The organism is Pseudomonas sp. Pse35 (assembly GCF_024519715.1).
In the GTDB taxonomy this organism is placed as follows: Bacteria; Pseudomonadota; Gammaproteobacteria; order Pseudomonadales; family Pseudomonadaceae; genus Aquipseudomonas; species Aquipseudomonas paracarnis.
Window position 1 is genome coordinate 103087 of the sequence record NZ_JALJRP010000012.1, and the last position, 22769, is coordinate 125855.

Here is a 22769-nt window from a genome sequence, read left to right on the forward strand (position 1 = left end):
GCTTCGGCTGCTCTTTTGCTTTATGAGAGAACACCCATGACCGCCGCCCAAACCCGCATCCTCGAACTGCGCGCTGAGCTGGATCAGCACAACTATCGCTACCACGTCCTCGACGAGCCGAGCATTCCGGACGCCGAATACGACCGCCTGTTCCACGAGCTCAAGGCCCTGGAGGCCGAGCACCCGGAACTGGTGACGCGTGACTCACCGACGCAGCGGGTCGGCAGTGCGGCATTGTCGGCGTTCACCCAGGTCAAGCACGAGATCCCGATGCTCAGCCTGGGCAACGCCTTCGATGAAACCACCATGCTGGAGTTTGATCGCCGGGTCACCGAGGGCCTTGATCTGCCGGTGGGCGATCTATTTGGCGCTGGCGCGGCGGTGGAATACAGCTGCGAGCCGAAGCTGGATGGCCTGGCGGTCAGCCTGCTGTACCAGGATGGCGAGCTGGTGCGCGGTGCCACCCGGGGCGACGGCACCACCGGCGAGGACATCAGCGTCAATGTGCGCACCGTGCGCAATATCCCCCTGAAACTGCACGGCACGGGCTGGCCAGCCACCCTGGAAGTGCGCGGTGAAGTGTTCATGTCCAAGGCCGGTTTCGAGCGGTTGAACGCCTCGCAACTGGAAGTGGGCGGCAAGACCTTCGCCAACCCGCGCAACGCCGCGGCGGGCAGCCTGCGCCAACTGGACTCGAAGATCACCGCCAGTCGTCCGCTGGAATTCTGCTGCTATGGCATCGGCCAGGTGACCGCGGATATCAGCGACACCCATATCGGCAACCTCAAGCAGTTGCAGAAGTGGGGTATGCCGATCAGCCACGAATTGAAGCTGGCCAAGGGTATCCAGGAATGTCTGGACTACTACCGCGACATCGGCGAGCGCCGCAATGCGCTGGGCTATGAAATCGACGGCGTGGTGTTCAAGGTCAACAGCATTGCCTACCAGCGTGAACTGGGCTTCCGTGCCCGCGAGCCGCGCTGGGCGATCGCGCACAAATTCCCGGCCATGGAAGAACTCACCGAGCTGCTCGACGTGGAGTTCCAGGTCGGTCGTACCGGTGCGGTCACGCCGGTGGCGCGCCTCAAGCCGGTCAAGGTGGCCGGCGTGACCGTGTCCAATGCCACCCTGCATAACATGGACGAAGTGGCACGCCTGGGGCTGATGATTGGCGACACCGTGATCATCCGCCGCGCCGGTGATGTGATTCCGCAGGTGGTCTCGGTGGTCACCGAGCGCCGCCCGGAAAACGCCCGCGCCGTGCAGATCCCGCAGAATTGCCCGGTGTGCGGTTCCCATGTGGAGCGCACGCAACTGGTCAAGCGTAGCAAGGGCAAGGAAACCGTCAGCGAAGGCGCGGTGTACCGTTGCGTCGGGCGCCTGGCCTGCGGTGCGCAACTCAAGCAGGCAATCATTCATTTCGTCTCGCGCCGGGCCATGGACATCGACGGCCTGGGCGACAAGACCATCGAGCAACTGGTGGATGAACAGCTCATTGGTTCGCCGGCCGATCTCTACAAACTCAAATATGAACAGATCATCGACCTGGAAGGCTTTGCCGATATCTCCAGCAAGAAGCTGATCAGCGCCATCGAAAACAGCAAGACCCCGACCCTGGCACGCTTTATCTACGCCTTGGGCATTCCCGATGTGGGCGAGGAGACGGCCAAGGTCCTGGCGCGCTCGCTGGCGTCCCTGGAGCGCGTTCAAAAGGCGTTGCCAGAGGTGCTGACGTACTTGCCGGATGTTGGGCTGGAAGTGGCCCATGAGATCCATAGCTTCTTTGAAGACGGGCACAACCAGCAGGTGATTGGCGCGCTGTTGTCGCCAGACGAATGCGGCCTGCAATTGCAGGAGCAGGGCGAACTCAGCGCGGAATTCGCCGCCAGCACCACCTTGGGCGGTTTGCTCGACAAGCTGCACGTGCCGTCGGTGGGGCCAGGTGCTGCGCAGAAACTCGCGGACAAGTTCGGTTCGCTGGAAGGCGTCATCAAGGCTGACTGGCTCGATATGCGCCAGGCGCTGCCCGAGAAGCAAGCCAAGGCTGTGCGGGACTTTTTCGATAATGCCGACAACGCCAGCCATGCCTTGGCCATCGAGCAGCAGCTCAAGGACTTTGGTATGCATTGGCAGAGCGAGAAAAAGGTCGTTGAAGGCTTGCCCGAAGCCGGGCACACCTGGGTACTCACGGGCTCCCTGGAGCTGATGAGCCGCGATGTGGCCAAGGACAAGCTCGAAAGCCTGGGGGCCAAGGTGGCCGGTTCCGTTTCGGCGAAAACCCACTGTGTGGTGGCGGGACCGGGCGCTGGCTCGAAACTGGCCAAGGCCAATGAGCTGGGCCTGAAAGTACTGGACGAAGAGGCCTTCGTCGCCTTCCTGGCCAAGCACAACATCACCGTCTGATTGATCGTCCCCACGCTCCGCGTGGGAACGCATCCTGTGACACTCCGCGTCACGGCCTTCGCGCAGACGCAGAGCGTCCAAGGCGGCATTCCCACGCGGAGCGTGGGAACGATCTCTCAACACTGTAGGAGCGAGCTTGCTCGCGAAGAACCGGAGGACGCCGCTGTGAACCAGGCAGCCCGCGTTATCGTTGATGATCTTCGCGAGCAAGCTCGCTCCTACAGGGAGCAGTTGAACGATCCCGAGCGAGAAATGATCTAGTCTCTGTCACCCAGGGAGAGATCGCCATGTTCCGCTACTTCGAGCAACTCAGCACGCGCATCGCCGCTCCGTTCATGGCCGAAACCTCGCGCAACAGCAAGGTGTGGCAATGCCGGTGTGGCCAGTCGCTGTTTTTTCGCAACAGCCAGTGCCTGGCCTGCCAGGCGGCATTGGGTTACCAGCCGCAGCAAAGCCGCCTGTCGTCCTTGCAACCTGGGCCGGCGGTCGGTACTTGGCTGGCGGACGATAATCTCGATGCCGGCGCATTCCGGCGCTGTGCAAACCTCGATTCACCCGCCGCCTGCAACTGGCTGATTCCTGCCCACAGCACCGCGCCGTTGTGCGTGGCCTGTAGCCTGAACCGCACCATTCCTGATCTCTCGGTTCCGGAAAACCCCGAACGCTGGCGCAAGGTTGAAACCGCCAAGCGCCGCTTGGTGGCGCAACTGATCAGTCTAGGCCTGCAAGTGGTGCCCAAAAGCGTTGACGAAGAGGCTGGCCTGGCCTTCGACTTCATCGGTATCGACCTGGAAGGCAACGCGCCCACCACCGGCCACGCCAATGGGCTGATCACCCTGGACATCAAGGAAGCCGACGACGCCCACCGCGAAAAAGTCCGTGTACAGATGCGCGAGCCATACCGGACCTTGCTTGGCCATTTTCGCCATGAAGTCGGCCATTACTACTGGGATCGCCTGATCGCCAACAGTCACTGGCTCACACCTTTTCGCAACCTGTTCGGTGACGAACGCGCCAGTTATGCCGAGGCCCTCGACCGGCACTACCAGAACGGCCCGCGCCCGGACTGGCAACTCACCTGCGTGAGCGCCTACGCCACCATGCACCCCTGGGAAGACTGGGCCGAAACCTGGGCTCACTACCTGCACATGATGGACGCCGTGGACACGGCCCTGGGCTTTGGTATGAGCGCCCGCGAGATGGACCTGGATTACCAGCCATTCCCCCTGACCACGCTCTACGACCCTCAACACCCTGGCGGCCCGGCATTCCTCTGCTTCGTCAATGCCTGGATCGAACTGGCCGGCATGCTCAACGAACTGTCCCGCGCCATGGGCCAGCCGGATTTCTACCCCTTCGTGCTGCCGCCCGCGGTGATTGCCAAGCTGCACTTTATTCACCTGGTCATCCAGGAAGAGGGCGGCAGGGCCGATGGGGTTATGGCAAGTGCTTGAGCCTTCTCATTTTTTAATCCGGAACCAACGGTTGTAACTTCCGATGAGATGGGTACAATGGCGCGGCTTGCCGAGAGGCAGCGTCGTTATGGTGACCCCATCGGTCCCCCCGCAACGATTACCCGTGAACCTGGTCAGAGCCGGAAGGCAGCAGCCACAGCGGGAACATTGTGTGCCGGGGTGTGGCTGGTGGGGTTGCCTCCATAACGCTCCCTTCTGCAGTCCCTTCTAAAACTCAAGTTATTTTCAGCCAGTCATCTGTGATGCTTCTTGCACAGTGCATGACGGTCATTTCGCGTCTAGTGGCATACTCCCAAGCGTCTCTTTCCCTGGCTACGAGGCTCTATGCACTCGGAACATTTCGACTTATCCAGCCCCGTATTCTTGCCGATCACCGAGCACACCTGTGCGGGTTTGTTGGGCGGCGAGGGTATCGATGCGCTTGTAGCCCTGAGTGAGCCCGAATTGGCGGCGGTGTTGGTGATCCAGAACCTGGCGCAGGTGCCGGAAAGCGAGCTGAGCGCCAATGGTGCTGAAAAAGTGTTGGCCAAACTGGTTGACTGGGCAGTCGATGCCAGCCATTCGGCCAGTGTGTCCCTGCTCTCTGAAGCGCAGCGGCTGTTCGATCAGAGGAAGCTGTATTTCGGCCTCAATGTGGTCAAAAGCCTGAAGCTGCGCTTTCTGCTGGAGGAGGAAGTACAGGCTCGGGACTATCTGTTGCCCAGTGGCAAATGGGACGTCGAGTATAAAGTCCGCCACCTCAAGGCCAATGATCCGTTCAGCCAGCAGGTAATCACGCCCAGGCATCGCGAGCGCTGGTTGAGCGCCGAGCAAGACAAGCTGCTCAGAACCTTCCGCGCCAACCTGAACGAAGACCTGCATGTTCAAGGCTATGCAGGCATTGGCAAGAGTCACCTGCTGGTGGCCTTGCTGGAGCACCTGCGCCCGGAAAAGACCTTACTGTTGGCACGCACCCCGGCAAAACTCGAAACCCTGCGTGCGCGCATGGTGGGAGCGCGGGAGCGTAAGGCCGGGCATACCTTCCAGGACTTCGCCCATGCTCTATTGCATGGCCCGAGGCCAAAGCCGCTGAATACGCCGGTGAGGGTGCCGACCAAGCAGGCGCTCGCTCAAGAACTGAATATCTTTGGTTTCCGCCGCCTGGAAGGGCAAGCGGTGGTGGAGGTGTGCCTCAAGGTGCTTGAGGCCTACTGCCGCTCCTGGGAGTACAGCTTGTCGGCCCAGCATTTGCCGCATTTCAAGCAACCGCTCGCCGGCGTCGATGCCAGGGCGCTGCTCGAATATGCCAGCCGGTTATGGGGCTACCTAGAGGCTAACCCGGCCTGGGGCCGGCATACCGGGTTTGAAGCCTTGTTGATGATCAAGCGCGCCAGCCTTGCAGGCTGCGTGGTGCCCGAGCGCTATACCCACGTGCTCATCGATGAGAGCCAGGACATCCCGGCGCCGCTGTTGCAAATCATCGAGCGCGGGCGCCAGGTGCTGATCACTTTGGGGGATGAATATCAGCAGGCCAGTGGCGGCGTGGTCAAGCGTGCCCGTGAGGTTCGCCATACCGACGTGTGCTACTCCGTGCGTTCCGGGCGCAATGTCGAGCGCCTGGTCAACCCGTTGATCAGCTTGCACTCGGAAAAAAGCAAATCGCTTTTCGAGGGCGCGCGCGATGCCGATGTCGGCATTGAGTTTTATCCGCAGGGTTTCGTGCCCCCGCAAGGTTGCGTGGTGTTGACCGCTTCCCATTGGGACACCATGCAGTGGGCGATCCAGTTGAGCCACGCCCGCTGTGCGTTCGGCCTCGCGAGCAAAGAGGCCCAGCAGTCGCTCAAGCATTTCATGGACACGGTTATCGCGTTGTTCAAACCCGATTTCTATAGCAATGAGTTCAATGACCTCGGCCCCCATGCGTTTTTCAGCGACATGGCCGATTGGCAGCAGGTGCGCGAAGCCTGCCAGTTCGATGAGGCGTTTCTGTGGGTCGAGGCCGAGCTGGAAAAAGGCTTTAACGTGGCGGATGTCACGCGTTTGAACAGGTTGATTGGCCATCCGGACGAGCGCGTCCTGTTGATGCTGGCGCAGGATGCGGGCGGCATGGAGTTCGACCGGGTACTGCTCACCCCGGAATTGTTGACCAATGTGAAGTTCCAGGACGCTTACGCGTTCGATCAACGACTCTGTGCGGTGTATATCGCGATTTCACGGGCCAGGGTGCAGTTGTACCTGCCCTACGATGTGGTCGAGTGGCTCGACTATCACAAGTATCAAAAGACCCGTGAATCCCACGGTTACTGACGGATTTAATCCGGCTGTTTCACAACTTTCATAACGTCCTCTGGACAATCCGCAGACCGCCTTGTTAGCTTGCGCCGGCCACTTGTTTCAGAATATGACAAGGGCTTGGATTTGATATTGAAGTGCTATCACTTCTTTCACTCACAAGGATGTCTGTCATGAAAAGCCTGCAAGGGTTGCCTCGTCTTATCAGCGCGTCGGTAGGGACGCCCGGCAAAGCCCGCAACTTGCCCGCCGATGTTCAGTGCATCCAGTATTTATTCAATTTGATCATTCCCAAGATGGGGTTTGCCTTGCTGGAAAACGGCAAGTGCGACGGCCAGTTGGTGCAATGCATCAGCCAGTATCAGTTTCGCCATCTCAAGTACGCCCATCCCGATGGCGTGATCGACCCCACCGGGCGGACGTTCAACAGTCTGATCGAAGAGGCGCTGAAGGTACCGGTGCGGGCTTTTCCCAATACGCGCATTCCGACGTTTCTCAACATTTTCGGCAATAACAACGTCGATGCGGTACAGGCCACGGTCAATGTGTACCTGGACCGCGTGCGTGCGGTGATCGAGGCCGAGCGGCGTAACCGGCAGTTGATGATGCAGTCCACCTGCGATGGCGGGACGACATTGAGCGACACGGATTTCCAGAACGCCGCCAAGCAATTGGGCAACGGCATTTCGGTGAATGTGGTCAAGGCGTTCGCCACGGTGGAGTCGGGCGGGAAGGTGGGGTTCGGGCCCGCCAAGTTGCCGATCATCGCTTTTGAAGGGCACCACTTTCGCAAGTACACCAAGCACATCTACGACCAGTCGCAGCCGTTGCTGTCGTATATCTACAAGAAAAAAGCCGGCCCGCAATGGCAGACGAACAATAAGGATCAGGTCAAGGCCTGGGAGACCATGGCCACTGCCTTTGCGCTGGACCAGGAAGCCGCCTTGATGTCGGCCTCCTGGGGCATGTTTCAAATCATGGGGTTCAATTTTGCTGCGTGCGGATTCAAGACGGTGTTTGAGTTCGTGGCGTCATTAAAGATCAATGCCGGTAACCAACTCAAAGCCTATCTCAGCCTTTGCAGCCACAACTCGGCATTATTGAGTGCCATGAAAAACAAGGATTTTACCGCCATGGCCCGAAACTATAACGGCGATGATTACGGCAACTATGACGTCCTGATGAAACAAGCCTACGAAGCCTTTGAAGGGAAGAAATAAGATGATTCGTTATCTGGCGATGGGAGTGTTGTCGTGGTGCGCCGTGGCGCCTGCGTTGGCCGGCTCGGCGGCGTTGCATTCAGGCAAATATGAAGGGCTGATGCTGGCGGTGACGCCGGGGCATCAGGTGGAGGGTTTCTACCAGGAGTCGATGGGCGAGGGTGTGGCCCGTGGTTGCACGTTCTACTTGCAAGGCAAACCCGAAGCGCTCACCACCTGGCTGGACGCTGCCTACCCAGGCAGTGTGGCAGCGGCGTCCGACGGGGTGACCCTGACCGTGGCGCAGGGCCGTCAACACCCCGGCTGCATCAATGTGCTGATGCCGGAAATCGCCACCGGCCTGGAGCTGAGCCAGACGGCCAGCAAACAATGGATAGGCTTGGTGACGGTGTCTGCCGACAAGGCTTACTTGCTGAAAACGCCGGGCGCCAAAGCGGCAAAGCGGCCCTACATCGTCAAGCATGACGTGGTGGGCGTACTGGCGTTCAAGGACGGTTGGGCGCAGGTGGAGTTCATCAACGCTGACGACCGTTCGTTCACGGGCTGGATCAGCCAGGGCCAGTACGCACGGTTGGCTGCGCCGAAGCCCTGAATTGTAGGAGCGAGCTTGCTCGCGAAAAACGTCAACGATAACGCGTGCCTCCTGAATAAACGCGGCGCTTGTGAGTTTTTCGCGAGCAAGCTCGCTCCTACTTGGTATCAGGGCGATTTTCGTCGCACATTTAGGACTGTGTCAGCCAAAGGTCTCGCGCAGTAGCCCGGCAAACGCATCTCGCGCCAGGTGCCGCTGGGTGTCCGTGTGCCAGAACAACAGGTTGTCCACGGGCGCCAGTGCTTCAAAGCGATACGATGCCAGCTGATTGGCCTGTTCATAGCGCGCCAGGATCCCCTCGGGCGCCAACGCCACGCCAATCCCCGCGCTCACGCATCCGATGATCGTGCCCCAACTGGCGTAGCTGGCGATTGCTGGCTTGATGTCATGGGGCTTGAGCCAGTTTTCCAGGGCGGCGCGATAAGGGCAGCCCGGCGGCCACACCAGCAGGGTTCGGCCGGCCAGGTCCTCGGCACTGTTGATAGGTGCGCTGCACGCGCTGGCGATCAGCACCAGGCGCTCGCTGTAGACCACGCTCTGTTCCAGCTTCGTGCGTTTGCCGCCGGCAGCCACCAGCGCCACATCCAGGCGGTGGTGCTGCAGGTCGTCCAGCAGTTGCGCCCAGGCACCGGTGACCAGTTCCAGGCTGACATCGGGATAACGCCGGTGGTATTCCGCCAGTAGCGGCGGCAAGCGCCCGCTGGCGCTGGATTCCACCGCACCGATGCGCAAGGTGCCACGGGGAATGGCGCTGGCATCCACGGCGCGTTTGGATTCATCCACCAAGGCCAGGATACGTTCGCAGTAATCCAGGAAGATCTCTCCCGCGGCGCTGATCGCCAGCCCTCGGCCAGCACGGATAAACAGCGGTGTGCCCAACTCGCTTTCCAGCTGCTTGATGCGCGTGGTGATATTGGACGGCACGCAGTGCAATTGCAGCGCAGCCTGGGCCACGCTGCCGGTTTGCGCCACGGCTCGCACCATTTTCAGTTGGGCCAGTTCCATTGCTCAGTTCCAATGATTTCAGAAGTCAGAAACGCTTAATTGTCCTATGCCTTGCCTGGGCCAAGACTGGCAGCATTCCTTTTGCGTGGATGCTGTCGATGAATACTCCGTCACCTCTGAAGCTTACGCTAGTCATTGCCAGCGTCATCCTCTGTTGGGCGTATTCCCCCATCGGCGTGCACATGGGGCTGCACAGTTACAGCCCCGGCCAATTGGCGCTGCTGCGGTTTTTGATCGCGTCGGTATTCATGGGCGGCGTGGCCTCGGTGGTGGGAATTGGACGGCCACCATTGCGCGACCTGCCGTGGTTGTTGGTGCTGGGCTTTTTCGGGGTGTTCCTGCACCACACCAGTCTCAATCATGGGCAGCAATGGGTGACGGCGGCTGCGTCGAGTGTGTTGGCACAGTCGGCGCCGTTGTTCAGTGTGTTGATTGCGTTTTTGTGCTTGAAGGAGCAGGTCAGCGCCTGGCGCTGGGGCTGCGTGCTGTTGGGGTTGGCCGGCGTAGTGGTGGTGATCTGGGGCGACCGGGGCATAGGCGATATCAACCCACGGGGTTTGCTGATCTTGTTGGCGGCCTGCTCATGGAGTGTGTACTTCGCCATTCAGCGACATTACGCCCATCGCTACAGCCCGTTGACGATGGCGTGCTACATGGTGTGGTCCGGCACCCTGATGCTGTGCGTGAACCTGCCGGGCCTGCCCGTCGCCATCGTGCAGGCACCGATGGTGGAGAATCTTGCCGTGCTGGTGCTGGGCATTTTTCCCAGTGCCTTGGCCTATCTGGCCTGGGGTTACGTGTTGAAGCACGTCGAGGTCAGTCGTGCGTCGGTGGCGATGTACCTGATTCCACCGGTTGCCATGCTGATGGCCGCCACGCTGCTTGGCGAACACGTCACCCTGCAGGTGATGCTGGGCGCGGTGATCGTGCTGGCAAGTGTCGCCGCTATCAGTCTGGAAGGGAATTGGCGCCCCAAGGTGCCAGCAAAACGCCCGCAGGTACCCTCCGGGAGGCCAATCGAACAAGCTTCGTCAGATTAGACGAGCGTGCCGGATGCAATTTCCCCCTTGCTCCGCTAGCATTACCGGCTTCTGCTTCCCAGTTGCGACGGTTTTCGATGAGTTATCAGGTTCTTGCACGTAAATGGCGCCCGCGCTCGTTCCGCGAAATGGTCGGCCAGACCCATGTGCTCAAGGCTCTGATCAATGCCTTGGACAGCCAACGGCTGCACCATGCCTACCTGTTCACCGGTACGCGTGGGGTGGGCAAGACCACGATTGCGCGCATCATCGCCAAGTGCCTGAATTGTGAGACCGGTATTACCTCGACGCCGTGTGGCACCTGTTCGGTGTGCCGTGAGATCGACGAGGGGCGTTTCGTCGACCTGATCGAGATCGATGCCGCGAGCCGAACCAAGGTCGAAGACACCCGCGAGCTGCTGGACAACGTGCAGTACGCGCCGAGCCGTGGCCGCTTCAAGGTCTACCTGATCGACGAAGTGCACATGCTGTCCAGCCACTCCTTCAACGCCTTGTTGAAAACCCTGGAAGAGCCGCCGCCCTACGTCAAGTTCATCCTGGCCACCACCGACCCGCAGAAACTTCCGGCAACGATTTTGTCGCGGTGCCTGCAGTTCTCCCTGAAAAACATGACCCCCGAGCGTGTGGTCGAGCATTTGACCCATGTGCTGGGCGTCGAGAACGTACCGTTCGAAGACGACGCGCTGTGGTTGCTGGGCCGCGCCGCTGATGGTTCGATGCGCGATGCCATGAGCCTCACCGACCAGGCCATCGCGTTTGGTGAAGGCAAGGTCATGGCCGCCGACGTGCGCGCCATGCTCGGTACCCTGGACCACGGCCAGGTGTTCGACGTGCTCCACGCGCTGATCGAAGGAGACGCCAAGGCGTTGCTCGAAGCGGTGCGCCACCTGTCGGAGCAAGGCCCGGACTGGAATGGCGTGCTTTCGGAAATCCTCAACGTATTGCATCGCGTCGCCATCGCCCAGGCCCTGCCGGAAGGCGTGGACAACGGCCATGGCGACCGAGATCGCGTATTGGCCCTGGCCCAGGCCTTGCCGGCCGAAGACGTACAGTTCTACTACCAGATGGGCCTCATCGGTCGCCGCGACCTGCCCCTGGCACCCGACCCTCGGGGTGGCTTTGAAATGGTGCTGCTGCGCATGCTGGCATTCCGGCCGGCAGATTCGGCAGACGCACCGAGACAGCCGCTAAAGCCAGTGGGGATCAGCCAGGCCACAGTTGATTCCGCCAAACCAGTGGCTGGCGCGGCCGTTGTCGCGCCAGTAGTTACTGCGCCTGCGGTTGCTGTGCCTGAGCCGGTTGCGCCGGCACCTGAGCCCGAACCTGCGCCGGTTGCCGTCGCACCGGTGGTCGAGCCCGAGCCGGTCATCGAGCCCGAGCCCGTGGTCGACTTGCCTTGGAATGACCCGGTCGAAGCGCAAGTAGAGCCCGAGCAACAGCCCGCCGTGGAGCCCGTGCTGGAAACCACCGGCGAGCAACCCGAGCTGACGCCGATGCCTGCGCCGACTCCGGACAGCGTGGTGCCGGATGCCCCTGAGTGGGTATCGGCCCCCGTTCCTGAACCGACGGTCGCCCAGGTCGACGCGGCCACTCCCGGCATTGACCTGGACGACGAACCGCCGCTGGATGAAGACTACATCGAGCCGGACATGGATTCGGCCTACAGCTACCTGGATGATTTGGCCAGTGAGCACACCGCGGAACCTGCGCCCGAGCCCGAGGCAGAACCTGCCGCGGCCCCGGCTACCGGCCTGGCCCTGCAATGGCTGGAATTGTTTCCGAAATTGCCGATCTCCGGCATGACCGGCAGTATCGCCGCCAACTGCACCCTGATTTCCATCGAAGGCGACCACTGGCTGCTGCACCTGGACCCGGCCCATAGCGCCTTGTTCAACGCCACCCAGCAGCGCCGGCTCAACGATGCGCTCAACCAGTACCATGGGCGCACGCTGACCATCGCCATCGAGCTGATCAAGCCCGAGCAGGAAACCCCGGCCCAGGCAGCGACCCGTCGGCGCCTTAACCGCCAGCGCGAGGCCGAGGACTCGATCCACGCAGATCCGCTTATCCAACAAATGATGCAACAGTTCGGTGCGGTCGTCCGCCACGATACTATTGAACCTGTCGAAGCCCCGGTGCCCCAAGCGTCATGACACCGGGCTACTCATTGATCCACGTACTTTTGAGGTGATTCCCATGATGAAAGGTGGCATGGCCGGCCTGATGAAGCAGGCGCAGCAGATGCAGGAAAAAATGGCCAAGATGCAGGAAGAGCTGGCCAACGCCGAAGTCACCGGTAAAGCCGGTGGCGATATGGTCAGCGTGGTGATGACCGGTCGTCACGACATCAAGCGTGTCAGCATCGATCCAAGCGTATTGCCAGGCGTGGGTGAAGATGACCTGGAAATGCTCGAAGCGCTGTTCGCCGCAGCCGTCAACGACGCTGTGCGCAAGATCGAAGCCAACAGCCAGGACAAAATGTCCGGCGTGACCGCTGGCATGCAACTGCCACCGGGCATGAAACTGCCGTTCTGATACACGCTTTAGCTAGACTCAAATGCCAGGCATCGCGCCTGGCATTTTTTTTGGCCGGTCGAAACATCGAACCCCAGGCCTTCACCGATGGTCTGCACCCTATACCGTTGAAACCACTCACCGATAAAGGAGCCCCGCTGATGCCTCAAGAAATGACGCTCAACCAACGCATCGTTCTGGTCTCACGCCCTCAAGGCGCACCCACGCCGGAAAACTTTCGCCTGGAACGTGTGAGCCTGCCGGACCTGGCAGACGGTCAGGTGTTGCTCAAGACCCTGTACCTGTCCCTGGACCCTTACATGCGTGGACGCATGAGTGACGCGCCGTCCTACGCCGCGCCCGTGGAAATCGGCGAGGTGATGACCGGTGGGGCTGTCAGCCGTGTCGAGCAATCGCGCAACCCGAAATTCGAAGTGGGCGACCTGGTGGTCGGCGCCACCGGCTGGCAAAGCCACTGCATTTGCGAAGGCCATAACCTGATCCCGCTGCCCAAGGGGTTGCCGAGTCCGTCGATGGCCTTGGGCGTACTGGGTATGCCGGGCATGACGGCCTACATGGGCTTGATGGATATCGGCCAGCCCAAGGCCGGGGAAACCCTGGTGGTGGCGGCTGCGTCTGGCGCGGTGGGGTCGGTGGTGGGCCAAGTGGCCAAGCTCAAGGGCTTGCGCGTGGTGGGCATTGCCGGTGGCGCAGACAAGTGCCGCTACGTGGTGGATGAGTTGGGCTTTGACGCCTGTATCGACCACAAGAGCGAAGATTTTGCCCATGAGCTGGCCCTGGCCTGTTTCAAAGGCGTGGACATTTATTTCGAAAACGTCGGCGGTAAAGTCTTCGATGCCGTGCTGCCTTTGCTCAACCCCAAAGCGCGCGTGCCGCTGTGCGGGTTGATTGCCGGCTATAACGCCCATGAAGCGCCCAGCGGCCCTGACCGTTTGCCGGCCCTGCAACGCACCTTGCTGACCAAGCGGGTGCGCATCCAGGGCTTTATCGTGTTCGATGACTACGGCGACCGCCAGCCGGAGTTCCTCAGTGCCATGGCGCCTTGGGTGCGCGAGGGCAAGATCAAGTTCCGCGAGGACGTGGTCGACGGCCTGGAGCAGGCGCCCGAAGCCTTTATCGGCCTGCTCGAAGGGCGCAACTTCGGCAAGTTGGTGGTGCGCGTCGCGCAGGATTGAGTATTTGACGCTAATCCGGGGCGCGGGTATAAACCGCGTCTCGTTGTTTTGTCGGACCCTTCGCCCATGAGCTTCAGCCCCCTGATTCGCCAACTGATCGACGCCTTGCGCACCTTGCCCGGCGTTGGCCAGAAAACTGCCCAGCGCATGGCGCTGCAACTGCTGGAGCGTGACCGCAGCGGCGGCACCCGCCTGGCCCAGGCCCTGAGCCAGGCCATGGAGGGCGTGGGCCACTGCCGCCAGTGCCGAACCCTCACCGAAGAAGAACTCTGCCCGCAATGCGCCGACCCACGTCGCGACGACACGTTGCTGTGCGTGGTGGAAGGGCCGATGGATGTGTACGCCGTGGAGCAAACCGGTTACCGCGGGCGTTACTTTGTGCTCAAGGGCCACCTGTCGCCGCTCGACGGTTTGGGGCCGGAAGCCATCGGTATTCCACAACTGGTGGCGCGAATCGAAGAGCAGGGCACCTTTACCGAAGTGATCCTGGCAACCAACCCGACGGTGGAAGGTGAAGCCACCGCGCACTACATCGCCCAGTTGCTGACCAATAAAGGTTTGATTACTTCACGGATCGCCCATGGCGTACCGTTGGGGGGCGAGCTGGAATTGGTGGACGGCGGCACCCTGGCGCACTCGTTCGCAGGCCGCAAACCCATCGCCCTCTAAAAGCCACTGCAATCTGGAGCTTCCTAACCCTGTAGGAGCGAGCTTGCTCGCGAAAAACTAATAGGCGCCGCGTTCACTCAGGAAGCACGCGTTATCGTTGACGTTTTTCGCGAGCAAGCTCGCTCCTACAGGATTAGCGCAGACACAGTCCCTGTGTATGACTTGATAACCAAGCAAGCGCTTGGTAAGTTCGCTCCATCTCGCCATGGAGCTTGCCGATGTCTGCCTATCAGGAATACTTCGATCCCAGCCACCAATTGGTCCGCGACAGCGTGCGCCGCTTCGTCGAGCGCGAGATGCTGCCGGGCATCGAGCACTGGGAGGAAGCTGAGAGCTTTCCCCGTGAGCTTTACCTCAAGGCCGGTGCGGCGGGCATTCTGGGCATCGGCTACCCCGAGGCGCTGGGTGGCAGCCACGAAGGCGATCTGTTCGCCAAGGTCGCCGCCAGCGAAGAGCTGATGCGCTGCGGCTCCGGCGGCGTGGTGGCAGGGCTCGGCTCCCTGGATATCGGCCTGCCGCCCATCGTCAAATGGGCCCGGCCCGACGTGCGTGAGCGCATAGCGCCTCTGGTGCTCGCCGGCGAGAAGATCATCGCCCTGGCGGTCACCGAGCCCAGCGGCGGCTCGGATGTAGCCAACCTGCAAACCCGCGCCGTACGTGAAGGCGAGCATTACCGCGTGAGCGGTGCCAAGACCTTTATCACCAGCGGCATTCGCGCTGATTTCTACACCGTGGCCGTGCGCACGGGTGGGCCGGGCTTTGGTGGCATCAGCCTGCTGCTGATTGAAAAAGACACGCCCGGTTTTACCGTCGGCCAGCCACTGAAGAAGATGGGCTGGTGGGCGTCGGACACCGCCGAGTTATTCTTCGATGACTGCCGCGTGCCTGTGGGCAATCTCGTCGGTGTCGAGAACATGGGCTTTGCCTGCATCATGGGCAACTTCCAGAGCGAGCGCCTGGCCTTGGCCCTCATGGCCAACATGACCGCGCAACTGGCCTTGGAGGAAAGCCTCCAGTGGGCCGCCCAGCGCGAAGCATTCGGCAAACCCATCGGCAAATTCCAGGTGCTCAAGCATCGCCTGGCGGAAATGGCTACCGCCGTGGAGGTTTCCCGCGAGTTCACCTATCGCCAGGCCGCGAAGATGGCCGCCGGCAAGAGCGTAATCAAAGAGATTTCCATGGCCAAGAATCTGGCCACCGATACCGCTGATCGGGTGACGTATGACGCGGTGCAGATATTGGGCGGGCAGGGATATATGCGTGGCAGTCTGGTGGAGCGGCTGTATCGCGATAACCGGATTTTGTCGATTGGTGGCGGGACGCGCGAAGTGATGAATGAAATCATCAGTAAGCAGATGGGGTTGTAAGCCGGGGTGTTCTTTCGGCCTCATCGCGGGCAAGCCCGGCTCCCACAGGAGAATGCATTCCACGGTGGGAGCCGGGCTTGCCCGCGAAAGCGTCAGTACTGACGACGCTTATCTCTCGGTCAGCCCGAACTGCGTCAGGCAATACGTCGGAATCCCCATGTCTGCCAACCGCTGCGAGCCACCCAGCTCCGGCAAATCAATAATCGCCGCGGCTTCAAAGATCTTTGCCCCCATGCGCCGCACCAGGTTCGCTGCAGCAATCAGGGTGCCGCCGGTGGCGATCAGGTCATCGAACATCAGCACCGAATCGCCTTCGCACAGGCTGTCGGCGTGCACTTCCAGGAAGGCTTCGCCGTACTCGGTCTGGTAACCCTCGGCCAGCACGTCCGCCGGCAGCTTGCCTTGCTTGCGGAACAGGATGAGCGGCTTGTTGAGTTGGTAGGCGATGATCGAGCCGATCAGGAAGCCACGGGCATCCATTGCACCGATATGGGTGAAATCGGCTTCGACATAGCGTTGGGCAAAGCTGTCGGCCACCAGGCGCAGGGCGCGGGGCGATTGAAACAGCGGCGTGATGTCACGAAAGATCACACCCGGCTTGGGGAAGTCGATAACGGGGCGAATCAGGGATTTGATGTCGAACGAATCAAAAGTCATCGTCGAGGAGTCCAGAGCGGAAAACGGACTCGAAGTATACCTGCGGCCTCGCCGATTGGCGCGGCCGCAGCCTGGATCAGACCTCCAGCGAACCGCCAGCCAATGCACACAGCTGGATCGGGTCGAGGATATGCACTTCTTTACCCTCGGCGGCAATCAACTGGTTCTGCTGGAAACGGGTAAACACGCGGGACACGGTCTCCACTGCCAGGCCCAGGTAATTACCGATCTCATTGCGCGACATGCTCAGGCGGAACTGGTTGGCCGAGAACCCACGGGCGCGAAAGCGCGCCGACAGGTTGACCAGGAACGTGGCGATACGCTCGTCGGCGGTTTTCTTCGACAGCAGCAGCATCATTTGCTGGTCGTCACGAATCTCGCGGCTCATCACGCGCATCAACTGGCGGCGCAATTGCGGCAGTTGCAGGGCCAGTTCATCCAGGCGCTCGAAAGGAATTTCGCACACCGACGTGGTTTCCAGGGCCTGGGCCGACACCGGATGAATCTCGGTGTCCATCCCCGACAGCCCGACCAACTCGCTTGGCAGGTGGAAACCGGTGATTTGCTCTTCGCCGCCGTCGCTGAGGCTGAAGGTCTTCAACGCGCCCGAGCGTACTGCATAGACGGAATCAAACTTGTCGCCCTGGCGAAACAGAAACTCGCCTTTTTTCAGTGGGCGGCCGCGTTTGACGATGTCGTCCAGCGCATCCATGTCTTCCAGATTCAACGAAAGTGGCAGGCAGAGGGGGGCCAGGCTGCAATCCTTGCAATGGGCCTGGCTGTGAGCGCGCAGTTTGACTGGCTCGGACATTTCTTAAATCCTTGTGGGAAAACACACATAAGACGTAAGGGTAACGCACTGGGGGGCAGCGAGGCCAGCGTGTACAGAAAACCTGCACAGGTATAAAGATTTGTTGCTTGAGGTCGATACAAAGAGCACATCTCTTAGACGGAGCTCGGATCATGTCTGTTATAGCGGCCTACAACCCGGCTATTCGCATCCCTGTTGTGCCTGACGCGAAGCCGGTTACTGCGCTCAAGGACGAAGGTCCCACCCTTGAAAAATCTTCTGAAACCAAGGTCGTGGAAGGTGTGACAGTGACTATTTCCGCTGCGGCATTCAAAGCGGCAGGCGTGGAGCAGCGCAGCAATGCGGACATCGATGACAGTGGCCTGGAAGACAACGTCAAACAGGTACTGAAAATGATCCGCCAACTGAAGCAACAGATCGCCGAAAAACAGGCCGAACTGGCGGCGGTGGCCGCGGACAGTAATCTTTCCCCTGAAGAGGCGCGTGCCAAGGCGAGCGCGCTGCAGACCGAGATCGGTTCGCTGCAGGCTGGCCTGATGTCGGCTCAGACGTCGCTGGCCAAGGCGATGAAAGGCATGAGTGCCGAGGATTCGATGAAAGCTGCCTCCCTGGCGATGTAATCAAATCACCCGCGAAAACCGTTGCCTGTTCTGGTGCTCCAGGTAGGCATCGAACACCATGCACACCGAGCGCACCAACAAGCGCCCGGCCGGCAGCACGCGAATGCCCTGGGCGTCCAGTTCGATCAAGCCATCATCGGCCATTGTCTGCAATTGCGGCCATAACTCGGCAAAATAGTCGCGAAAATCGATGTTGTACGCCTGTTCGATTCCCTCGAATGCCAGGCTGAAATTGCAGATCAACTGCTGGATCACGTCCCGTCGCAACCGGTCGTCCGTAGTGCAGACCAGGCCGCGGCTCGTCGCCAGTTGCGCGCCCGCCAAGGCATTCTGGTACTGGTTCAGGTCACTGCTGTTCTGGCAATACAGGTCGCCGATCTGGCTGATCGCCGACACCCCCAGCCCAATCAGGTCGCAGTGCCCGTGGGTGGTGTAACCCTGGAAGTTGCGCTGCAGCTTGCCTTCTTCCTGGGCCACCGCCAGTTCGTCGTCCGGCAGCGCAAAGTGGTCCATGCCTATGTAGCGGTAACCGGCCTGGGTCAGTTGTTCGATGGTGGTTTGCAGCATCAGCAGTTTTTCTGCCGGCGAGGGCAGGTCGTCGGTGTTGATCCGCCGCTGGGGCATGAAGCGTTCCGGCAGGTGCGCGTAGTTGAATACCGACAGGCGGTCAGGCTGCAAGCGGATAACTTCCTCCACGGTGCGCGCAAAGTTCAACGGCGACTGCTTGGGAAGGCCGTAGATCAGGTCGATATTGATCGAGCGAAATTGCAAGGTGCGCGCTGCATCGATCACGGCGCGGGTTTCCTCCAGGCTTTGCAGGCGGTTGACCGCCCGTTGCACCTCGGGGTCGAGGTCTTGCAGGCCGATGCTCACGCGGTTGAAGCCCAGTTCGCGTAGCAGGCCCATGGTGGCCCAGTCGGCTTCGCGCGGGTCGATTTCGATGCCGTAGTCGCCCGAGTCATCATCCAGCAAATTGAAATGCTGGCGCAGGCGTGTCATCACCTGGCGCAGTTCATCGTGGCTGAGAAACGTTGGCGTACCGCCGCCGAAATGCAGTTGCTCAACGGGTTGCTGCGGGTCGAGGTGGCAGGCCACCAATTGGATCTCCTGCTCCAGGCGCTGCAGGTAGGCCTGGGCGCGCCCCCGGTCCTTGGTGATCACCTTGTTGCAGGCGCAGTAGTAGCAAATGTTGGCGCAGAAGGGTACATGCACGTACAGCGACAGTGGCCGCACTGCCTTGCGGCTGTCACGCAGGGCGTGGAGCAGGTCGAAGGTGCCGACCTGGCTGTCAAATTGTACGGCGGTGGGGTAGGACGTGTAGCGCGGCCCCGCCAAGTCGTAGCGGTGAATCAGATCTGTGTCCCAACGAATGGCGTCGAGCATGCGGGCGGTCCCCCGGATTGGCTAGTGGGCCGAGTCTAGGGGCAGGGCGGTACAGCCATCTTGATTTGCATCAACGGGGAGCGGCGCTATGCCACAGGGCCTGTTAATGCCCCATTAGCCAGTGCTGATGGGGGCCGGGCAAGGTCCAGAGGCCGAAGATCATCACCAGCACCCCGCCGGCCACCCGCACGCTGCGCTTGCGCAACAACGCCGTCACCCGTTCGGCGGCCAGCCCGGTGGCCAGCAGCACCGGCCAGGTGCCCAGCCCGAACGCCAGCATCAGCAAGGCGCTGTCCAGTGCATTGCCCTGGCTCGCCGCCCATAGCAGGGTGCTGTAGACGAGCCCGCACGGCAACCAGCCCCACAGCGCACCCAGCAACAACGCGCGGGGCAGGCTGGCCACCGGCAGCAAACGGTTGGCCACTGGCTGCAGATGCCGCCACAGGCCGCGCCCCAGGCTTTCGATACGGGTGAGGCCGCTCCACCAGCCGGCCAGGTACAGGCCCATGCACACCAACAGCAGGCCGGCGAGCACACGCATGAACATCGCCGCCGGGCTGTTGGCCACCGCCCAGCCGGCCAGGCCGATCAATAAACCGGCGGTGGCATAGCTGAGGATGCGCCCCAGGTTGTATGCCAGCAGCAGGCGAAAACGGCGGCTGCGTTGTTCCTTGGGAATCGCCAGGGTCAGCGCGCCCATCAACCCACCGCACATGCCCAGGCAGTGGCCACCACCGAGCAGGCCGAGGATCAGCGCCGAGACCAGCAAGGGCATCAGCTCAAGCATGAGGGGGCTCTTTGGGCGGTTGCTCGGGGTTGTTGGCTTCATCGATGGCGGCCAGGTGGTTCGGGTCCTGGTCATCGAACAGCACGCTATGGGCCGGGCCATCGAGGTCTTCGTACTGGCCGCTGTCCACGGCCCAGAAGAAGATGTAGATGGCCACGCCCACTAACAGCAGTGCTGCCGGAATCATCACATAGAGAGCTGGCATCTGTACTCCATGCCCACGCGGCTCAGGCCGGCAGCGGGCGGGTTGCTGGGGCGGTACCCGGGGCTTGCGCGCTCGGCAGGCGAGTCAGGCGCAACGCGTTGAGTACCACGGTCAACGAACTGAGGGACATGCCGATGGCCGCCCAGATCGGAGTGATCCAACCCAGGGCGGCGAACGGCAGCATAAGGCCATTGTACAACCCGGCCCACAACAGGTTCTCGATGATCACTCGGCGGGTGCGCCGCGCGAGGCTGAAGGCCTGCACCAGCGCATCCAGGCGGTTGGACAACAGCACCGCATCGGCGCTGGTTTTTGCCAGGTCGGTGGCCGAGCCCATCGCCACACTGATATCGGCAGCAGCCAACACCGGCACATCATTGACCCCATCGCCCAGCATCAGCACTTTGCGACCTTCCTTGTGCAGGTTTTGCAGTACCTGCAGCTTGTCGTCAGGGCGCAGGCTGCCGTGGGCCTCGTCGATACCCAGCTCAGAGGCGACACTGGCTACCATCGGCGAACTGTCGCCGGAGAGCAACAGCGTGCGCCAGCCCCGCGCCTTGCATGCGGCCAGCAAGGCGGGGGCGTCGCTGCGCAGACGGTCGTCGAGTACGAACCAGGCCAGCGCCCCGCTGCGGTCGCCCAGCAGCAGCCATTGCCCGGCTTCGTCCGGCGAGGCGGGAATCGCGCAGCCACTGAGTTCACAGACAAAACCCGGCTGGCCGATGCGCAACAGACATTCTCCCACACGACCCTCCAGGCCCAGGCCTTGCGTGCTCAGCACTTCATCGGCGGCCAGCGGCGCACGGCCGAAGGCACGGGCAATCGGGTGTTCGGAGCGGTTCTCCAGGGCGGCGGCAAGGCCCAGGCATTGGTCGCTGTCCAGCGCGCCGAGGGGCCGGATGGCGCGCAACGCCAGGCGCCCTTCGGTGAGGGTGCCGGTCTTGTCGAAAATCACCGTGTCGATCTGGTTCAGGCCCTCCAGCACATGGCCGCGGGTCAGCAGTAACCCGAGACTGTGCAAGGTACCGGTGGCGGCGGTAAGGGCGGTGGGCGTGGCCAGTGACAGGGCGCACGGACAGGTCGCCACCAGCATCGCCAGCACAATCCAGAACGCCCGGATGGGGTCCAGCTCCCACCACAGCAGGCCGATCAGTGCGGCGGCGATCAGCGAGCACAACAAGAACCACTGCGCAGCGCGGTCGGCGATCTGCGCCAGGCGCGGCTTCTCGGCCTGGGCGCGCTCCAGCAGGCGCACGATGGCGGACAGGCGCGTGTCATGCCCCAGGGCGCGTACTTGGACGGTCAGCGCGCCTTCGACATTCAGCGTGCCGGCCGTGACGCTGTCACCCGTGCGCCGAGGTTGCGGCAGGTACTCGCCGGTCAGCAGGGATTCATCAATGCTGGATTGGCCGTCGAGAATCACCCCATCCGCCGGCAGTACTGCGCCGGGATGCACCAGCACACGATCACCCAGTGCCAACTCGCTGAGCAGGATGCGTTCGCTCTGGCCATCATCCTTGAGGCGCAGGCAGGAGGCGGGCAACAGGTTGACCAGTTGGGCGGTGGCTGCGGCAGTACGCTCCCGGGCGCGGCGCTCAAGGTAGCGTCCGGCCAGCAGGAACAGGGCAAACATGCCCACGGCATCGAAATACAACTCGCCTACGCCAGTGATCGCCGTCCAGATGCCGGCCAGGTACGCGCCGCCAATCGCCAGGGACACCGACACGTCCATGGTCAGGTGGCGCGTGCGCAGGTCACGCAGGGCGCCTTTGAAGAAGGGCGCGCAGCTGTAGAACACGATGGGCGTGGTCAGAAACATCGCGACCCAGCGCAGGATGACGAGCAGTTCCGGGCTCAGGTCGATATTGAATTCCGGCCAGGTGGCCATGGTTGCCATCATGGCCTGGAACCACAGCAAGCCGGCGACCCCCAGTTGTCGCAGGGCCAGGCGATTCTCGCTGGCCAATTGTTCGGCGGCGCGGTCGGCCTGGTAAGGGTGGGCGGCGTAACCGATATGGCGCAGCTCGCTGAGCAGTTGGCTCAACGGCAATTGCCCATCGGCCCAGCGCACGTGCAGGCGGTGGTTGGACAGGTTCAATCGCGCTTCGGCCACCGCAGGCAGGCTGCGCAGGTGTTTCTCGATCAACCAGCCGCAGGCGGCGCAACTGATGCCTTCCATCAGCAAGGTGGTTTCGGCCAGGTCGCCTTGATGGCGGACAAAGGGTTTTTGCACATCGGCGCGATCGTACAGCGCCAGCTCGTCCACCAATTGCACGGGCAGCGCCTCGGGGTTGGCCGAGGCTTCGCTGCGGTGTTGGTAATAGCTTTCCAGCCCGCCGGCCACTATCGCCTCGGCCACGGCCTGGCAGCCCGGGCAGCAGAGTTCGCGGCGTTCGCCGAGGATCTGGGCGGTGAACCGGCTTCCGGAGGGGACGGGTAGGGCGCAGTGGTAGCAGGGGGTGGGTTGGGTCATTACTCGGTTCCGCAGATCGTTCCCACGCTTTGCGTGGGAATGTTGCCCGTGACGCTCTGCGTCACAAAGCGGACGCAGAGC

At 61.6% G+C, this 22769-nt stretch carries 19 protein-coding genes, 1 other RNA gene and 1 pseudogene; 13 read left to right on the forward strand and 8 right to left on the reverse strand.

All coding sequences use genetic code 11. The annotated features are described in order from the left end of the window. Window positions 1-36: 36 nt before the first annotated feature. Entirely contained in the window at window positions 37-2403 is a 2367-nt protein-coding gene (ligA, locus tag OC445_RS13100; protein WP_034128382.1) for an NAD-dependent DNA ligase LigA, read from the forward strand. Between the two features lie 120 nt (window positions 2404-2523). Here ligA and OC445_RS13105 read toward each other — a convergent pair. Then, window positions 2524-2613 (reverse strand): annotated as a pseudogene (locus tag OC445_RS13105) (outer membrane lipoprotein carrier protein LolA); the annotation flags it as partial. 77 nt (window positions 2614-2690) lie between these two features. On the opposite strand from OC445_RS13105, the gene OC445_RS13110 reads away from it, so the two are divergent. From OC445_RS13110 to OC445_RS13130, 5 genes are all read left to right on the forward strand, one after another. Then, window positions 2691-3857, forward strand: a complete 1167-nt coding sequence (locus OC445_RS13110; RefSeq protein WP_034128384.1) for a putative zinc-binding metallopeptidase — start codon at window positions 2691-2693, stop codon at window positions 3855-3857. 98 nt (window positions 3858-3955) lie between these two features. Further along, window positions 3956-4052, forward strand: an RNA gene (ffs, locus tag OC445_RS13115) — signal recognition particle sRNA small type. A gap of 150 nt (window positions 4053-4202) precedes the next feature. Further along, entirely contained in the window at window positions 4203-6164 is a 1962-nt protein-coding gene (locus OC445_RS13120) for a hypothetical protein (RefSeq protein WP_054898609.1), read from the forward strand. A 158-nt stretch (window positions 6165-6322) separates the two neighbouring features. After that, window positions 6323-7369 (forward strand): N-acetylmuramidase family protein, encoded by a 1047-nt coding sequence (locus OC445_RS13125; protein WP_034128386.1) that lies wholly within the window; start codon window positions 6323-6325, stop codon window positions 7367-7369. A gap of 1 nt (window position 7370) precedes the next feature. Next, window positions 7371-7961, forward strand: a complete 591-nt coding sequence (locus OC445_RS13130) for a hypothetical protein (protein WP_034128387.1) — start codon at window positions 7371-7373, stop codon at window positions 7959-7961. A gap of 141 nt (window positions 7962-8102) precedes the next feature. Here the strand turns inward: OC445_RS13130 and OC445_RS13135 are convergent, their stop codons facing one another. Next, entirely contained in the window at window positions 8103-8966 is an 864-nt protein-coding gene (locus OC445_RS13135; protein WP_060772981.1) for a LysR family transcriptional regulator, read from the reverse strand. Window positions 8967-9064: 98 nt separating this feature from the next. Between OC445_RS13135 and OC445_RS13140 the strand changes: the two genes are divergently transcribed. The 6 genes from OC445_RS13140 (at window position 9065) to OC445_RS13165 (ending at window position 15752) form a co-directional block, all read left to right on the forward strand. After that, complete coding sequence (locus OC445_RS13140) at window positions 9065-10006, forward strand: DMT family transporter (protein ID WP_198791448.1); 942 nt, start codon at window positions 9065-9067, stop codon at window positions 10004-10006. 77 nt (window positions 10007-10083) lie between these two features. Next, a complete protein-coding gene (gene dnaX, locus OC445_RS13145) occupies window positions 10084-12159 on the forward strand; it encodes a DNA polymerase III subunit gamma/tau (RefSeq protein ID WP_054898606.1) in 2076 nt (691 codons plus the stop codon). A 43-nt stretch (window positions 12160-12202) separates the two neighbouring features. Beyond that, window positions 12203-12541, forward strand: a complete 339-nt coding sequence (locus OC445_RS13150) for a YbaB/EbfC family nucleoid-associated protein (RefSeq protein ID WP_003193199.1) — start codon at window positions 12203-12205, stop codon at window positions 12539-12541. 140 nt (window positions 12542-12681) lie between these two features. Further along, window positions 12682-13716: an NADP-dependent oxidoreductase gene (locus OC445_RS13155; RefSeq protein WP_003193196.1), complete on the forward strand. Its 1035-nt coding sequence runs from the start codon at window positions 12682-12684 to the stop codon at window positions 13714-13716. A 66-nt stretch (window positions 13717-13782) separates the two neighbouring features. Beyond that, a complete protein-coding gene (recR, locus tag OC445_RS13160; RefSeq protein ID WP_014719453.1) occupies window positions 13783-14385 on the forward strand; it encodes a recombination mediator RecR in 603 nt (200 codons plus the stop codon). Between the two features lie 218 nt (window positions 14386-14603). After that, a complete protein-coding gene (locus OC445_RS13165) occupies window positions 14604-15752 on the forward strand; it encodes an acyl-CoA dehydrogenase family protein (protein WP_054921740.1) in 1149 nt (382 codons plus the stop codon). A 108-nt stretch (window positions 15753-15860) separates the two neighbouring features. On the opposite strand, the gene OC445_RS13170 is transcribed toward OC445_RS13165, so the two are convergent. Both OC445_RS13170 and fnr read right to left on the reverse strand, forming a co-directional pair. Further along, window positions 15861-16409 (reverse strand): adenine phosphoribosyltransferase, encoded by a 549-nt coding sequence (locus OC445_RS13170; RefSeq protein WP_034128393.1) that lies wholly within the window; start codon window positions 16407-16409, stop codon window positions 15861-15863. 76 nt (window positions 16410-16485) lie between these two features. Next, complete coding sequence (gene fnr, locus OC445_RS13175; RefSeq protein WP_005790290.1) at window positions 16486-17220, reverse strand: fumarate/nitrate reduction transcriptional regulator Fnr; 735 nt, start codon at window positions 17218-17220, stop codon at window positions 16486-16488. Window positions 17221-17372: 152 nt separating this feature from the next. On the opposite strand from fnr, the gene OC445_RS13180 reads away from it, so the two are divergent. Continuing rightward, window positions 17373-17840, forward strand: coding sequence for a FlxA-like family protein (locus OC445_RS13180; RefSeq protein ID WP_080757733.1), 468 nt, complete (start codon window positions 17373-17375; stop codon window positions 17838-17840). Here the strand turns inward: OC445_RS13180 and hemN are convergent, their stop codons facing one another. From hemN to OC445_RS13200, 4 genes are all read right to left on the reverse strand, one after another. Then, window positions 17841-19223, reverse strand: coding sequence for an oxygen-independent coproporphyrinogen III oxidase (hemN, locus tag OC445_RS13185; RefSeq protein WP_054921742.1), 1383 nt, complete (start codon window positions 19221-19223; stop codon window positions 17841-17843). A 103-nt stretch (window positions 19224-19326) separates the two neighbouring features. Further along, the gene (locus OC445_RS13190) at window positions 19327-20010 is read right to left on the reverse strand and encodes a sulfite exporter TauE/SafE family protein (RefSeq protein WP_198791449.1); all 684 of its coding nucleotides are present in this window, start codon (window positions 20008-20010) and stop codon (window positions 19327-19329) included. After that, window positions 20003-20215, reverse strand: coding sequence for a cbb3-type cytochrome oxidase assembly protein CcoS (ccoS, locus tag OC445_RS13195; protein ID WP_054898601.1), 213 nt, complete (start codon window positions 20213-20215; stop codon window positions 20003-20005). Before ccoS ends, OC445_RS13190 begins: the two co-directional genes overlap by 8 nt. A 22-nt stretch (window positions 20216-20237) precedes the next feature. Next, entirely contained in the window at window positions 20238-22688 is a 2451-nt protein-coding gene (locus OC445_RS13200) for a heavy metal translocating P-type ATPase (RefSeq protein ID WP_262020175.1), read from the reverse strand. Between the last annotated feature and the right edge of the window lie 81 nt (window positions 22689-22769).